This is a genomic window from Streptomyces flavovariabilis (assembly GCF_000725785.1).
Classification (GTDB): domain Bacteria; phylum Actinomycetota; class Actinomycetes; order Streptomycetales; family Streptomycetaceae; genus Streptomyces; species Streptomyces hawaiiensis.
Genome location: NZ_JNXD01000002.1, coordinates 50,429 through 64,958, shown reverse-complemented (window position 1 = coordinate 64,958; position 14,530 = coordinate 50,429). Strand labels below are relative to the sequence as shown.

Below are 14,530 nucleotides of genomic sequence, written 5' to 3'. Positions count from 1 at the left end.
GACCTGTGCTTCTTCCTCCCCGGCGGGCCATCCGGCCACCACTGTCAGTGGCCGCCGCTAGCCTTTCGATGTGCCCGCAAGTATCACCGACCCCGAACAGCTCAAAGAGCTCCTCGGCATCCCCTTCACCCCGGAGCAGATGGCCTGCATCACCGCGCCGCCCGCACCACAGGTGATCGTGGCCGGAGCCGGCTCGGGCAAGACGACGGTGATGGCGGCACGCGTGGTGTGGCTGGTCGGCACCGGCCAGGTCGCCCCCGAGCAGGTGCTCGGCCTCACCTTCACCAACAAAGCCGCTGCCGAACTCGCCGAGCGCGTCCGCAAGGCACTGGTGCGGGCCGGCGTCACCGACCCGGACGCCATCGACCCGGACAACCCGCCGGGCGAGCCGGTGATCTCCACGTACCACGCCTTCGCGGGCCGCCTGCTGACCGACCACGGCCTGCGCATCGGGCTGGAGCCCACGTCCCGGCTGCTCGCCGACGCCACCCGCTTCCAGCTCGCCGCGCGGGTCCTGCGCGAAGCCCCCGGTCCCTACCCCGCCCTGACCCGTTCCTTCCCGGACCTGGTCGGCGACCTCCTCGTCCTCGACGCCGAACTCGCCGAGCACCTCGTACGCCCGGAGGCCCTGCGCGCGTACGACGCCGAACTGCTGCTGACCCTGCGGGGCACCAAGCTCAGCAACGCCGACCTGCGCAAGGTCCCCGACGCGGCCGCCGCCCGGCGTGAACTCGCCGAGCTGGTCACCCGCTACCGGGCCGCCAAACGCGAGCGGGACCTGCTCGACTTCGGCGACCAGATCGCCCTGTCCGCCCGGCTCGCCGGAACCCCCGAGGTGGGCCGCGCCCTGCGCGACGAGTTCCGGGTCGTCCTGCTCGACGAGTACCAGGACACGTCGGTCGCCCAACGCGTCCTCCTGGCAGGCCTGTTCGGCGAAGGCACCGGCCACCCGGTCACCGCCGTCGGCGACCCCTGCCAGGCTATCTACGGCTGGCGCGGCGCCTCCGTCGCCAACCTCGACGACTTCCCCGAGCACTTCGCCCACGCCGACGGCCGCCCCGCGACCCGCCAGTCCCTCAGCGAGAACCGCCGCAGCGGCGGGCGCCTCCTCGACCTCGCCAACGGCCTCGCGGAACCCCTGCGCGCCCTCCACGCGGGCGTGGAGGCACTCCGCCCGGCCCCCGGCGCCGAACGCGACGGCATGGTCCGCTGCGCCCTGCTGCACACCCACGCCGAGGAGATCGACTGGGCCGCCGACTCCGTCGCCCACCTCGTCCGGACCGGCACGGCACCCGGCGAGATCGCCGTGCTGTGCCGCACCGCGACCGACTTCGCCGAGATCCAGGGCGCCCTGGTCGCCCGGGACATCCCCGTGGAGGTCGTCGGCCTGTCCGGGCTGCTGCACCTGCCCGAGATCGCCGACCTCGTCGCCGTCTGCGAGGTCCTCCAGGACCCCGGCGCCAACGCCTCCCTGGTACGGCTGCTGACCGGCCCGCGCTGGCGCATCGGCCCGCGCGACCTCGCCCTCCTGGGGCGGCGCGCCCGGCTCCTCGTGGCCCACGCGAGCGTGGCGGACGACGACGACCAGGACCGTCGCCTCGCCCAGGCCGTCGAGGGGGTCGACCCGTCCGAGGTGATCTCCCTCGCGGACGCCCTCGACACGTTCCTGGAGACGCCGCTGGACGGCCGCGGGGACGACGACGGACTGCCGTTCTCGCCCGACGCGCGCGTGCGCTTCGCCCGGCTGGCCACCGAACTGCGTGAGCTGCGCCGCTCCCTGGCCGACCCGCTGATGGACGTCCTGCACCGCGTCCTCGCCGTCACCGGCCTGGAGGTCGAGCTGTCGGCGTCCCCGCACGCCCTGGCCGCCCGTCGCCGCGAGACCCTGTCCAACTTCCTGGACGTCGCCGCGTCCTTCGCCGCCGGAGACAACGAGGCGACCCTGCTCGCCTTCCTCGGCTTCCTGCGCACCGCCGCCCAGTACGAGAAGGGACTCGACAACACCCTGCCGGGCGGCGAGAACACCGTCAAGGTGCTCACCGCCCACAAGTCCAAGGGCCTGGAGTGGGACGTCGTGGTCGTCCCCGGCCTGGTCACCGGCACCTTCCCCAGCAGTCAGGGCCGCGAGAAGTGGACCTCCCAGGGCAAGGTCCTGCCGCACGGGCTGCGCGGTGACGCCGACACCCTGCCCGACGTCATGTCCTGGGACGCCAAGGGCCTGAAGGCCTTCCACGAGGCCATGAAGGACCACCAGCACACCGAGGAACTCCGCCTCGGCTACGTCACCTTCACCCGCCCCCGCTCCCTCCTCCTGGGCTCCGGCCACTGGTGGGGGCCCACCCAGAAGAAGCGCCGCGGACCGTCCGCGTTCCTCCAGGCCCTCCACGAGCACTGCGAGGCCGGGTACGGCGAGATCGAGGCCTGGGCGGACGAACCCGCCGACGACGAGGAGAACCCGGCCCTGCACCGGGCGGCGGCCGGCCAGGTGTGGCCGCTGCCCCTGGACGAGGCCGCCCTGGCCCGCCGCCGTGCGGCCGCCGAGACCGTCCTGGCCCACCTCGAGGACCTCGCGTCCCATGACCACGGGCACCCCGTAGCCGCGCACGACCCGGACGACCTCGACGACCCGGAGTGGCCGCCGCCCCCCGAGGACGACGAGCCTCCTTACGAAGAGCCTCCGTACGACGAACCGGATCCCTTCGAAGAGGCCCTCTTCGCAGATGACCCCTTCGAAGACGCCCACAGGGAAGACCCGGCGGACGGGGACGCCCGGCCCACCGTCCCCCACCAGGCGGCCCCACCGGAGCCCCCTTCCGCCCGCCCACGCCCCAGGGCCCCCGAGCACCCGGCCACCCGGGTCCGGGAACACCCGCACCTCACCCCGGAGGACGCCCGCACCATCGCCTCCTGGGACCGTGACCTCGACGCCCTCACCGGTGAGCTCCTGCGCGCCCGCGACAGCGTCACCGACGTCCCCCTCCCGGCGTCGCTCTCGGCGACCCAGCTGCTGCGCCTGGCCGCCGACCCGGACGGCTTCGCCCAGGAGCTCGCCCGCCCCATGCCCCGCCCGCCCCAGCCCGCGGCCCGGCGAGGCACCCGCTTCCACGCCTGGATCGAGGCCCGCTTCGAAGAGCTCACGCTGCCCATGCTGGAGCCGGAGGAACTGCCCGGCAGCGAGGCCGAGATCGCCGACGAACGGGACCTGGAGGCCCTCAAGGACGCCTTCGAGCGCACCGAGTACGCGCACCGCACGCCCCACCGGGTGGAGGCCCCCTTCCAGCTCGCGCTCGCCGGCCGCATCGTCCGGGGCCGCATCGACGCCGTCTACAAGCAGGGCGACGGGGAGGACGCGACGTACGAGATCGTCGACTGGAAGACCAACCGCTCCCGCACCGCCGACCCGCTCCAGCTCGCCGTCTACCGCCTGGCCTGGGCCGAGCAGCAGGGCGTGCCCCCGGAGTCGGTCACGGCCGCGTTCCTGTACGTGCGCAGCGGGGAGGTCGTACGCCCCGAGGAGCTGCCGGACCGCGCCGCCCTGGAGCGGCTGCTGCTCGAGGAGCCGTCCGACGGGGCAACCGGTGCGGAGAGGGGGGCGCAGACGGGTGCGCGCCCGGGTGCGGGGCCTGGTGAGGAACCGCACTCCGAGGACGTCAGTGCGGGCCGTTAGGCTCGTGACCATGAGCCAGACCCCGGACAGCGTCGTCCGTACGTACATCCAGCAGCACCGCGCCGCCTTCCTCGACGACCTCGCCGAGTGGCTGCGCATCCCGTCGGTGTCGGCCCAGCCGGAGCACGCGCCCGACGTACGACGCAGCGCCGACTGGCTCGCCGCCAAGCTGTCGGAGACCGGCTTCCCCACGGCCGAGGTGTGGCCGACGCCGGGCGCGCCCGCCGTCTTCGCCGAGTGGCCCTGTGACGACCCGCAGGCGCCCACGGTGCTGGTCTACGGCCACCACGACGTGCAGCCCGCCGCCCGGGAGGACGGCTGGGACAGCGAACCCTTCGAGCCGGTCCTGCGCGAGAACCGCCTCTACGCGCGCGGGGCGGCCGACGACAAGGGCCAGGTGTTCTTCCACACCCTCGGCGTCCGCGCCCACCTCGCCGCCACCGGCCGCACCACCCCGGCCGTGCACCTCAAGCTGCTGATCGAGGGCGAGGAGGAGTCCGGCTCGCCGCACTTCCGGGCCCTGGTCGAGCAGCAGGCCGAGCGGCTCGCCGCCGACGCCGTGATCGTCTCCGACACCGGCATGTGGTCCGAGGACACCCCCACGGTGTGCACCGGCATGCGCGGCCTCGCCGAGTGTGAGATACGCCTGTACGGCCCCGACCAGGACATCCACTCCGGCTCCTTCGGCGGCGCCGTGCCCAACCCGGCGACGGCCGCCGCCCGCCTGGTCGCCGCCCTGCACGACGAGCACGGGCGCGTGGCGATCCCGGGCTTCTACGACGGCGTGGTCGAACTCACCGACCGAGAGCGCGAGCTCCTCGCCGAGCTGCCCTTCGACGAGCGGCAGTGGCTGCGCACGGCCAAGTCGTACGCCACCGAGGGGGAGGCCGGCTACACGACCCTGGAGCGGATCTGGGCCCGCCCCACCGCGGAGGTCAACGGCATCGGCGGCGGCTACCAGGGCCCCGGCAGCAAGACGATCGTCCCGTCCTCCGCCGTGATGAAGCTGTCCTTCCGCCTCGTGGCGGGCCAGGACCCCGGCCAGGTGGAAAAAGCCGTACGCGCCTGGGCCGAGCAGCAGGTGCCGCCCGGGATCCGCTGCGACATCACGTTCAGCGGGGCCACACGCCCGTGCCTGACGCCGCTGGACCACCCGGCCCTCCGATCGGTCACCCGCGCCATGGGCCGGGCCTTCGAGAAGCCGGTCCGCTTCACGCGCGAGGGCGGCTCCGGACCGGCGGCGGACCTCCAGGACGTCCTCGGCGCACCGGTGCTGTTCCTGGGCATCTCCGTCCCCTCGGACGGCTGGCACGCCCCGAACGAGAAGGTCGAACTCGACCTGCTCCTCAAGGGAGTCGAGACCACCGCGTACCTGTGGGGTGACCTCGCCGAGAACTGGCGCCATGTGCCTTGAGCGTTCCGTCCGGACCGGTCGCGCGCGGGGGCACACTGGAAGCGCCGCCCCGCACCGCCCGAGCCCGCCGGACCCGGTCGCCTCCCGCCGTACGTCCCCCTGAACCGCCCGCCGAACCCGACCGTCCCACCGGGGAGTTGGAAGCACCCGTGACCACCTGGACCGACCCCAACGCCGACCGCCCCATCTCGCTCACCGCCCCGAGCGGCATCGACCGGGCCGCCCACCACCGGCTCGACGAGGCCTGGCTCGCGGCGGCCTGGAGCCACCCCACGACGCGCTGCTTCGTGGTCTCCGGCGGACAGGTCCTCATCGACGAGACGGCGGACGGGCACACCGAACTCGTCATGACCCCCTCCTTCGAGGCCCCCCTCACCGAGGCGCACCGCTACTTCCTCGGCATCGACGAGGACGGCGTCAGCTACTTCGCCCTCCAGAAGGATTCCCTGCCCGGGCGCATGGACCAGTCCGCGCGCCCGGCGGGCCTGCGCGAGGCGGGCGCGCTGTTGTCCGCCCGCGACGTGGGCCTGATGGTGCACGCGGTGGGCCTGGAGAACTGGCAGCGCACGCACCGCTTCTGCTCGCGCTGCGGCGAGCGCACCGTCATCGCCGCCGCCGGACACATCCGCCGCTGCCAGGCCTGCGGCGCGGAGCACTACCCGCGCACGGACCCCGCCGTGATCATGGCCGTGACCGACGAGGACGACCGCATCCTGCTCGGCCGCCAGGTCCACTGGCCCGAGGGCCGCTTCTCGACCCTGGCCGGCTTCGTCGAGCCCGGCGAGTCCATCGAACAGTCGGTGCGCCGCGAGGTCCATGAGGAAGTCGGCATCAGCGTCGGCCAGGTCGAGTACGTCGCCAGCCAGCCCTGGCCCTTCCCCTCCAGCCTCATGCTGGGCTTTATGGCCCGCGCCACCTCCACCGAGATCGAGGTCGACGGCGACGAGATCCACGAGGCCCGCTGGTTCTCCCGCGACGAGCTGGGCGCCGCGTTCGAGTCCGGCGACATGCTGCCGCCCTACGGCATCTCGATCGCGGCCCGCCTGATCGAGCTCTGGTACGGCAAGCCGCTCCCCACACGCAGTGCCGCCTGACGGCGGCGACGCCCCGTACCGGAACCACACATTCCGTCACTGTCCGGCGGTGCCGGCGCCCGCAAGCCGGCGGCACCGTCACCTACGTCGAGGTGGTCCACCTCGACGTAGGTGACGTGTACGACTCCGACAGCACGGTCGCCGTGGTGCACCAGGGCGATTCGGCGAGGCGAACGAGAAGGCGGCTCCTGAGGTGCTCAGGAGCCGCCTTCCCTGCCAGGCGCACGGCGACTAGGCGCCGACCTTCTGCTTCACCTGAGCCAGCGAGGGGTTGGTGAGCGTCGAGCCGTCCGGGAAGAGGACGGTGGGCACCGTCTGGTTTCCGCCATTCGCCTTCTCCACGAACGCGGCGGACTCCGGGTCCTGCTCGATGTTGATCTCGGTGTACGCGATGCCCTCGCGGTCCATCTGGCTCTTCAGCCGGCGGCAGTAGCCGCACCACGTGGTGCTGTACATCGTCACAGTGCCCAGCATGTCTCTCGTGCTCCTTCGGTGGCTCGGGGCGGGTGGTCGCAGTGGTGGAACGTATGTGAAAGGTCCACCATTCCCGCTCTCCGGGCGCGGCCGGACGTGACGCCTGCCGCATTGGTACGACTATCAGTGCGTGCCTGTGGACAACCGGCACAGCCGTCTCCCACGACCTGGCAGCATGGCCGTGTGACAGCAGCAACGCACTCCACCCTGTTCCCGCAGGTACCGGACTCCGCCGACGCGGTGCTCGACGGGCTCGACCCCGAGCAGCGCGAGGTGGCCACGGCCCTGCACGGTCCGGTGTGCGTCCTGGCGGGCGCGGGCACGGGCAAGACCCGGGCGATCACCCACCGCATCGCCTACGGAGTGCGCGCCGGCGTCCTGCACCCCTCCAGCGTCCTCGCCGTCACCTTCACCAACCGCGCGGCCGGGGAGATGCGGGGCCGGCTGCGCCAGCTCGGCGCCGCGGGCGTCCAGGCACGTACGTTCCACTCTGCCGCCCTGCGTCAGCTCCAGTACTTCTGGCCGAAAGCGATCGGCGGCTCCATGCCCCGGCTCGTCGACCGCAAGATCCAGCTCGTCGCCGACGCGGCGGCCGCCTGCCGCATCCGGCTCGACCGGGGCGAGCTGCGGGACGTCACCGCCGAGATCGAATGGTCCAAGGTCACCCAGACCGTCCCGGCCGACTACGCGCCCGCCGCCGCCAAGGCCGGCCGCGAGTCCCCCCGCGACCCCGCCGAGATCGCCCAGCTCTACGCCGCCTACGAAGAGGTCAAGCGCGAGCGGTCCGTCATCGACTTCGAGGACGTGCTGCTGCTCACCGTGGCCGTCCTGCAGGACCGGCACGACATCGCCGAGCAGATCCGCGCCCAGTACCAGCACTTCGTGGTCGACGAGTACCAGGACGTCAGCCCTCTTCAGCAGCGCCTGCTCGACCTGTGGCTGGGCGAGCGGGACAGCCTGTGCGTGGTCGGGGACGCCAGCCAGACGATCTACTCGTTCACGGGAGCGACCCCGGACCATCTGCTCGACTTCCGCACCCGCCACCCCGGTGCCACCGTCGTGAAACTGGTCCGCGACTACCGTTCCACCCCCCAGGTCGTCCACCTCGCCAACGGCCTGCTCGCCCAGGCCCGGGGCCGGGCCGCCGACCACCGCCTGGAGCTCGTCTCCCAGCGTGCCCCCGGCCCCGACCCGGTCTACGCCGAGTACACCGACGAGCCCGCCGAGGCGGAAGGCGCGGCCCGCCGGATCCGCGAACTCATCGACTCGGGGGTCCCCGCCTCCGAGATCGCCATCCTCTTCCGCACGAACGCGCAGTCCGAGACCTACGAGCAGGCCCTCGCCGACGCCGCAGTGCCCTACCAGCTGCGTGGCGCCGAGCGGTTCTTCGACCGGCCGGAGGTGCGCAAGGCGGGCATCGCCCTGCGCGGCGCGGCCCGCTTCGGCGGCAACGACTCCCTCCTGGACGACGTCGTCGACCTTCCCTCCCAGGTACGCGCCGTGCTGTCGGGAGAGGGCTGGACGACGCAGCCACCCGCCGGCTCCGGCGCGGTGAGAGAGCGCTGGGAGTCCCTGGCCGCCCTGGTGAACCTCGCCCAGGACTTCGCGGCCGCCAAACCGGGCGCCACCCTGGCGGACCTCGTCGCCGAACTCGACGAACGGGCGAACGCCCAGCACGCTCCCACCGTGCAGGGCGTCACCCTCGCCTCCCTGCACTCGGCCAAGGGCCTGGAGTGGGACGTGGTCTTCCTGGTCGGCGTCGCCGAGGGAATGATGCCGATCACCTACGCGAAGACCGACGAACAGATCGAGGAGGAGCGCCGTCTCCTCTATGTCGGTGTCACCCGCGCGCGAGAACACCTCCATGTCTCCTGGGCGCTCTCCCGCTCACCCGGCGGACGTCCCAGCCGCCGCCCCAGCCGCTTCCTCGACGGGCTGCGCCCCGGCTCGACGGCCACCACGGGTCGCGCCACCGCCGGCGGAGCGGGCGGAATCGAGCGCGGAATCCCCGGAACCAGGGGGTCCGCCCCGAAACGGGCGCAGCGAGTCCCCGCCCGCTGCCGAGTCTGCGGCCGCACGCTGACCGACCCGGGCGAGATGAAGCTGATGCGGTGCGACGACTGCCCCTCCGACATGAACGAGGGCCTGTACGAGCGGCTGCGCGAGTGGCGCGCCGACCAGGCACGCAGCAGCGGCCAGCCCGCCTTCTGCGTGTTCACGGACAGGACTCTGATGGCGATCGCCGAGTCCGCCCCCGACGACGAGCGCGAGCTCGCCCGCATCCCGGGCGTGGGGATGCGCAAGCTCACCCGCTACGGCGCCGATGTACTGGCCATCTGCGCAGGCCAGTCACTCGCGGAGAGCACAGATCAGGACTGACACGAACTCGTCGAAAAAATAGTTTGCGCATGCCCCAGCAATCCCCATAGGTTCTTAGGCACGAGAGCAGCGGCCTTCTCGGAGGCCCTGACTCCGTGTTGTACTTGCATATCCGTCGGACTGGTCCATCCAGTCCCCCGAGACGCCGAGAGGAGGCGAGTCCAGTGATCAGCATCTACACCAGCTCCGTCAGCACCGTGAAACTGACCGATCGCTCGGCCGTCTCCGCGTGCACGCTCGGCGTTTCGAACCTGGGCACCGGTCTGTCCGGCATTCGTGCCGTCCGTCCGGCGTCCTCCTCCGTTGCCCCCGCGGGCCTTCCCGTCCGTGAGCGCGATGAGCGACCGACCAAGGCACTGGAAGCAGCAGTAGCGGCACAGGCACAGGCCTATGCCTTTACGGCGACCGGTGCCGGATTCCGGAAGCAGACGACGCAGCACCACCAGATGTGGGCCTTCCGTGGGCCAGAACCCTGGAGTGATCCAGCCTGATCGTCGATCAGGCCGGCGCCTTCAGGGCCGCGGAACCCCATCCGGGATCCGCGGCCCTTCTGTTTGTCCCTGAACAGGGATGACGGACCGAAGGAGCCTCGGGACAAGAAAAGAACCCGGTACCACCACCCCCCGGCCAACAGGCCGGAACGACCAGACGAGGAAGACGAACCGTGCAACTCGAAGCGCACGCCCCGTCCGTACCGCCTTCCGACACGATCCCCAAGCCCGGCTCCACGGAGGACCCCGCCTTGACCCCGCTCACCGCGCTCACCGCGCTCGACGACGCCATCGAGAACCTCGGCGTACCCGTCCCGTGCCGCTCCTACGACCCGGAGGTCTTCTTCGCCGAGTCGCCCGCGGACGTCGAGTACGCCAAGGCCCTCTGCCGCACCTGCCCGCTCGTCGAGGCCTGCCTCGCCGGCGCCAAGGAGCGGCGTGAGCCCTGGGGCGTCTGGGGTGGCGAGCTGTTCGTCCAGGGTGTCGTCGTCGCCCGGAAGCGGCCGCGTGGCCGCCCGCGCAAGAACCCGGTCACAGCATGAACACCGCAGGAACGATCGACCGCCCCCTCACGCTCGACCCCCAGAAGCAGGCCCCGATGAAGCCGTCCACTTACGAGCCCGCAGGCTCCGCGACCCAAGACTTCACCATCAGCGGCGCGAAGGACTCGCGTCAGAACAGGACTCGAGAAATGCAACTCATTCCAGAAGCCATGGCTCGTGCGCATATGCACGAGCGACTGCAGGAGGCGGAGCGGGATCGCCAGGCCGTGCGCCTGGTGGCCGCCCGCCGGATGCAGCGCAGGGCGGAACGCGCGTCGCTGCGTGCGCGCCGGGCGCTCGCCATGGCGGTCATGCAGTAACCCGCCGCACCTGAAGCGGGGGCCTCCCGGCCAGGGAGGCCGCGCTGCCGCCGCCGAAGCTCTCACCGCGGGGGCCGGTCCGTGCCGAACGGACCGGCCCCCGCGGCGCGTTGTACCGACCAAGAGGGCGCGCGGCATTGACCGAGCCGGGGCGGGGCGTGGCGCTCACCGGGCCCGGGCGGGGCGCCCGCCCGTCAAGCCCGGGTTCGGCGCTCACCGAGCCGGGGCGTGGCGCCCGCCCGTCAAGCCGGTGGGGTGCGCCCGCTCAGCCCGGGGCGTTGTGCCCGCCGAGTCACCGGGCGCGGAGATATCGTCGCCGGGTGACGAGTCCCCCAGGAGGCAGCGACGACGGCTCCGCCACGCAGCCGCGGCGCTCTGTCTGCGCCCGCTGCGGCACATCGGCCCAAGCCCTGGCCGAAGGCCCACCCCTCACCTGGACGTACTCCGTGGAGGGCGGCGACCGCCTCTACTACTGCGAGGCCTGCTCCCGGGAGAACCTCAGGTCCATCGAGGCGCCTGGACCCGGACTGGTGGTGAAGCCCGCGACCCGGGCTCACGCCTGCGCCACCGCCTCCTCGCCGTCCGCCGGGTCCTCCGGGACGAAACCCGGCAGCCACTCCTCCAGCTCCTCGCGCAGCCGCACCGTTGCCCCCAGCTGACAGAGCACGCCGATCGTGCTCAGGGTCACCCGGTGGATCAGCAGATAAGCCGGGGGCAGGTTGAGCTGCTTGGCGAGCTGGTAGGCGGGGGAGCGGGGGTCGGCGACACGAGCCGCCTGGCTGCGCATCCAGCCCCGGGTGAAGGTGAACTCCTCGACCTGGGCCGGTTCGATGATCGGCAGCAGGTAGTCCATGACGGCGTCCGGGTCCAGCTCTATGGTCTCCTTGACGAACCCTTCCGCGCACAGGAGTTCGTAGACCGCCTCGGCCTCCCCGTCGAGGGTCATCCGCAGGGACTCGCCGATGGTGGCAGGCAGGCCGCCCGGGAGACGGTCGACCGTGCCGAAGTCCAGGACACCCAGGCGCCAGTCGTCCTCGCCCTCCGGGCCGCCCGGCAGGAGCCGGAAGTTGCCCGGGTGGGGATCGGCGTGCAGCAGGCCCGTGCGGGCGGGGCCGGAGAACAGGAAGCGGGCCAGGAGCTGACCGGCTCGGTCGCGCTGCTCCTCGGTGCCGTCCGAGATGATCTCCGACAGCGGGACGCCGTCCATCCACTCGGTGACCAGGACCTGGTCGGACTGGTGCACCACCTGCGGCACGACCACGTCCGGGTCGTCCGTGAACTCCTCCGCGTGGGCCTGCTGGGCCTGGGCCTCCAGGCCGTAGTCCAGTTCCTCCGAGACGCGGTCCTTGAGCTCCGCGATCAGCGGCTTGATGTCCATGCCGGGGATCAGCGGACCGAGCAGACGCGAGAAGCGGCTCAGCTGATTCAGATCCGACAGCAGGGCCTCGCCGGCGCCCGGGTACTGCACCTTGACCGCCACCTCGCGGCCGTCGTGCCACACCCCTCGGTGGACCTGGCCGATCGAGGCCGCCGCGGCGGGCTTGTCCTCGAACTCCAGGAACAGCTCGTGCCAGCCCGCGCCGAGCCGCTCCTCCAGCACCGCGTGCACGGTGCGGGTCGGCATGGGCGGCGCCGCCTCCTGGAGCTTGGTCAGCGCGGCCCGGTAGGGGCCCGCCACCTCCTCGGGCAGCGCGGACTCGAAGACGGACAGGGCCTGGCCGAACTTCATCGCGCCGCCCTTGAGCTCGCCGAGCACCTTGAACAGCTGCTCCGCCGTGCGCTGTTGGAGCTCCCGGCCGACGAGCTCGGCGGACTCGCCGACGATCCGCTTGCCGAATCCCCAGGTCGCCCGCCCGGCGATGCCGAGCGGGAGCGCGGCGAGCTTGGCGGGCCGGGTGACCGCCTTCCGGGGAAGATCAGACATGCGCCCTCCAAGTCCCAGCCGGCCGCTCCGCCTCTGCCTCACGGCACTGCTCCGACGGCCGTTGCACCGCCATTGTCTCCTTCCGCTCCCCGTCCTCCGAGAGGTGCTCCCCTTTTCCTCTCTCCGCAGCAGCGCACGGGCATGCCGGATGCGCCCGGACCGGCCGCGCATGCCAGTGCAGACCGGGGACGGAGACCTCCCAGCGTGCCCCGGCGCTGGACGGAACCCGGCCGTCCAGGAAGGCCAGCGCATGAGCCGCCGCCAGCCCGGCCACGGTCGTGGCCAGCGTCAGGTCGCAGGGCGCCACCTGCCGCCGCCTGCCGGAGCGCCACTGTGCGACCAGGCGCGGCCAGGTCGGGTCGCGGTCGGTACGGCCCTCGTGCAGACAGCCCGCGCAGCCCGTCTCCCCGGGCAGGACGAGAGGGCCGACCACGCCGGTGCCCTCCACGACACCGGCGTACAGATGGGGTGTCCCGGAGGCCATGAGCGGCTCGGTGGCGGCCGGGTCGGGCGCATGCACGGCGACATCGTCCCGTGGGGCGAGGATCACCAGCGAAAATCCCGGGTCGCCCTCTTCCGCGGAGGCCTCGGCCGGCGCGCGGCGCGGCGGCCGGTCCGGGGCCGCCCGGCGCACGGCACGGCGGGCCGACTCGTCCCTGCGATCGCCGACGGATTCCGCGGGGAGCCCGCCCGGCGCGACATCCCAGGGCTCCACACGGCCACCGTCGAGCACGTCCACCTCACCCACGCCGGCCCCGGCCAGGAGCGAGGCCAGCACGGCACCCACCCGGCCCGCGCCCCGCACCTGCACGCGCTGCGAGCGCCGGGCGGCCAGCTGCCCGATCGCGTCACCGGGCGCCGAGGTCGTCAGGGAGAGGGTGGCCAGGTCGGGTCGCAGCCGGTCGAGCACCTCCTTCTTCTTCCTCAGCGCGTCGGCGGCCGGGCCGCCGCCCCGGGCGTCGTCCAGCAGCCCGGCTCGCGCGAGTCCCCGCACCAGCCCGTCGACATGGCCGTCGGGCAGATCCATGCGGCGTCCCTCCTCGCGCAGGAGCTCCAGCCCCCGCGTGCCGTTCAGCAGGTCGAGGAAGCTGCCCGTCGCCAGGTCCATCGGCCCGAGCGTCATCGCGTGCGCCGGTGTCATCCCGAACTGCACCGTCTTGAGGTCACGCCAGCCACGCCTGAGCGCGGGTTTCACCATCGGATGCATGACAGGCCCCCCGTATGCCGTAGATCGTCCCCGTTTGCCGGTTGAGCGAGGGCGCAGGCCTCGGCTGGTCACGCCGAGGCCGTCGCCGGCAGGGCCCGAGCGCAGGCGCGGCCCGTGCGCGGGCCGAACCCGAGCGCGGGCAGGGCCCCTGGTCCCGGACCGGCGGCCCCGCCGTCGCTTCGCCGACGAGATCCAGCATGCCCAAAGCCACCGCCGGCTGCCGAAAGTTGTCCACAGGCGCGGACATTCGTCGTACAAATCCGGCGCCCGGTGGGAGCGGTGGCACCGAACCGTCCCGGAGCCGGGACTTCCCCGTGTGCAGCGGGTAACGTCGGGGCGTGCCCGCCGACCCACTGCACCGCGCCGGAACCGCACAGCGCAGCACGACGAGCCAGCCGCCGAGCGGCTCGGGGGCGAGCGCGATCGAGGTCCGCAGGAGCGCCCGCCGACGCAGAACGGTCTCCGCGTACCGCGAGGGCGATCGCACCGTGGTGCTCATCCCCGCCCGGATGTCCGAGGCGGAGGAGCAGCGCTGGGTGAACGTCATGCTCGACAAGCTGGCCGCCCAGGAGAGCAAGCGGGCCCTCGGCGACGCCGAGCTTGCCGAGCGTGCCCGGCGGCTCTCGGACCAGTACTTCGACGGGCGGGCCCGGCCCGCGTCGGTGCGCTGGGTGACCAACCAGAACACGCGCTGGGGGTCCTGCACCCCTTCCGAGGGCAGCATCCGCCTGTCGCACCGACTCCAGGGCATGCCCGAATACGTCGTCGACTACGTCCTCGTCCACGAACTCGCCCATCTGCTCGTCCCCGGACACGGGCCCCGCTTCTGGGAACTCCTGGAGGCCTATCCGCGCACGGAGCGGGCCCGGGGATACCTCGAAGGCGTGGTCGCCGCCGAGCGGTTGCCCCATGTGCCCGGCGCGCGGGGTGAGAGCCCCGCGGGGTGACCGGCCGCTTTCCGCGAGCGAACAGCCGATACGGCTGAGCGGGCGTTCTGTACCGGCTCTGTACCGACCTC

11 protein-coding genes are annotated in these 14,530 nt (G+C 72.6%); 8 read left to right on the top strand and 3 right to left on the bottom strand.

What is annotated here, in order from left to right; translation table 11 throughout:
- Positions 1 to 70: 70 nt before the first annotated feature.
- From IO24_RS0105300 to nudC, 3 genes are all read left to right on the top strand, one after another.
- Positions 71 to 3,667, top strand: a complete 3,597-nt coding sequence (locus IO24_RS0105300; protein ID WP_078899524.1) for an ATP-dependent helicase — start codon at positions 71 to 73, stop codon at positions 3,665 to 3,667.
- 10 nt (positions 3,668 to 3,677) lie between these two features.
- Positions 3,678 to 5,081, top strand: coding sequence for a dipeptidase (locus tag IO24_RS0105295; RefSeq protein ID WP_031132363.1), 1,404 nt, complete (start codon positions 3,678 to 3,680; stop codon positions 5,079 to 5,081).
- A 149-nt stretch (positions 5,082 to 5,230) separates the two neighbouring features.
- Positions 5,231 to 6,175: an NAD(+) diphosphatase gene (gene nudC, locus IO24_RS0105290; protein ID WP_031132361.1), complete on the top strand. Its 945-nt coding sequence runs from the start codon at positions 5,231 to 5,233 to the stop codon at positions 6,173 to 6,175.
- 231 nt (positions 6,176 to 6,406) lie between these two features.
- Here the strand turns inward: nudC and IO24_RS0105285 are convergent, their stop codons facing one another.
- The gene (locus IO24_RS0105285) at positions 6,407 to 6,649 is read right to left on the bottom strand and encodes a mycoredoxin (RefSeq protein ID WP_031132359.1); all 243 of its coding nucleotides are present in this window, start codon (positions 6,647 to 6,649) and stop codon (positions 6,407 to 6,409) included.
- 183 nt (positions 6,650 to 6,832) lie between these two features.
- Here IO24_RS0105285 and IO24_RS0105280 point away from each other — a divergent pair, with 183 nt between their 5' ends.
- The 4 genes from IO24_RS0105280 to IO24_RS0105265 all read left to right on the top strand — a co-directional run bounded on the left by IO24_RS0105280 (position 6,833) and on the right by IO24_RS0105265 (position 10,381).
- On the top strand, positions 6,833 to 9,028 hold the full coding sequence (locus IO24_RS0105280) for an ATP-dependent DNA helicase UvrD2 (protein ID WP_199808896.1): 2,196 nt from the start codon (positions 6,833 to 6,835) through the stop codon (positions 9,026 to 9,028).
- Positions 9,029 to 9,192: 164 nt separating this feature from the next.
- Positions 9,193 to 9,519, top strand: coding sequence for a hypothetical protein (locus IO24_RS42670; protein ID WP_078899523.1), 327 nt, complete (start codon positions 9,193 to 9,195; stop codon positions 9,517 to 9,519).
- A gap of 173 nt (positions 9,520 to 9,692) precedes the next feature.
- Positions 9,693 to 10,061 (top strand): WhiB family transcriptional regulator, encoded by a 369-nt coding sequence (locus tag IO24_RS0105270; RefSeq protein WP_031132355.1) that lies wholly within the window; start codon positions 9,693 to 9,695, stop codon positions 10,059 to 10,061.
- Positions 10,058 to 10,381, top strand: coding sequence for a hypothetical protein (locus IO24_RS0105265; protein WP_031132353.1), 324 nt, complete (start codon positions 10,058 to 10,060; stop codon positions 10,379 to 10,381). Before IO24_RS0105270 ends, IO24_RS0105265 begins: the two co-directional genes overlap by 4 nt.
- A gap of 553 nt (positions 10,382 to 10,934) precedes the next feature.
- Here IO24_RS0105265 and IO24_RS0105260 read toward each other — a convergent pair.
- Both IO24_RS0105260 and IO24_RS0105255 read right to left on the bottom strand, forming a co-directional pair.
- Positions 10,935 to 12,305 carry an ABC1 kinase family protein gene (locus IO24_RS0105260; protein WP_031132351.1) on the bottom strand — a complete coding sequence of 457 codons (1,371 nt, stop codon included), beginning with the start codon at positions 12,303 to 12,305 and terminating at the stop codon, positions 10,935 to 10,937.
- On the bottom strand, positions 12,298 to 13,512 hold the full coding sequence (locus IO24_RS0105255; protein WP_031132349.1) for a ThiF family adenylyltransferase: 1,215 nt from the start codon (positions 13,510 to 13,512) through the stop codon (positions 12,298 to 12,300). The genes IO24_RS0105260 and IO24_RS0105255 overlap by 8 nt, the downstream gene beginning before the upstream one ends.
- A 338-nt stretch (positions 13,513 to 13,850) precedes the next feature.
- On the opposite strand from IO24_RS0105255, the gene IO24_RS0105250 reads away from it, so the two are divergent.
- On the top strand, positions 13,851 to 14,459 hold the full coding sequence (locus tag IO24_RS0105250) for a M48 metallopeptidase family protein (protein WP_031132347.1): 609 nt from the start codon (positions 13,851 to 13,853) through the stop codon (positions 14,457 to 14,459).
- Positions 14,460 to 14,530 lie beyond the last annotated feature (71 nt).

Bases quoted from the DNA above. Each gene is read 5' to 3' on its own strand.
- IO24_RS0105295 (WP_031132363.1), top strand. From the start codon at position 3,678: ATGAGCCAGACCCCGGACAGCGTCGTCCGTACGTACATCCAGCAGCAC.
- IO24_RS0105260 (WP_031132351.1), bottom strand. From the start codon at position 12,305: ATGTCTGATCTTCCCCGGAAGGCGGTCACCCGGCCCGCCAAGCTCGCC.
- IO24_RS0105255 (WP_031132349.1), bottom strand. From the start codon at position 13,512: ATGCATCCGATGGTGAAACCCGCGCTCAGGCGTGGCTGGCGTGACCTC.
- IO24_RS0105285 (WP_031132359.1), bottom strand. From the start codon at position 6,649: ATGCTGGGCACTGTGACGATGTACAGCACCACGTGGTGCGGCTACTGC.
- IO24_RS0105265 (WP_031132353.1), top strand. From the start codon at position 10,058: ATGAACACCGCAGGAACGATCGACCGCCCCCTCACGCTCGACCCCCAG.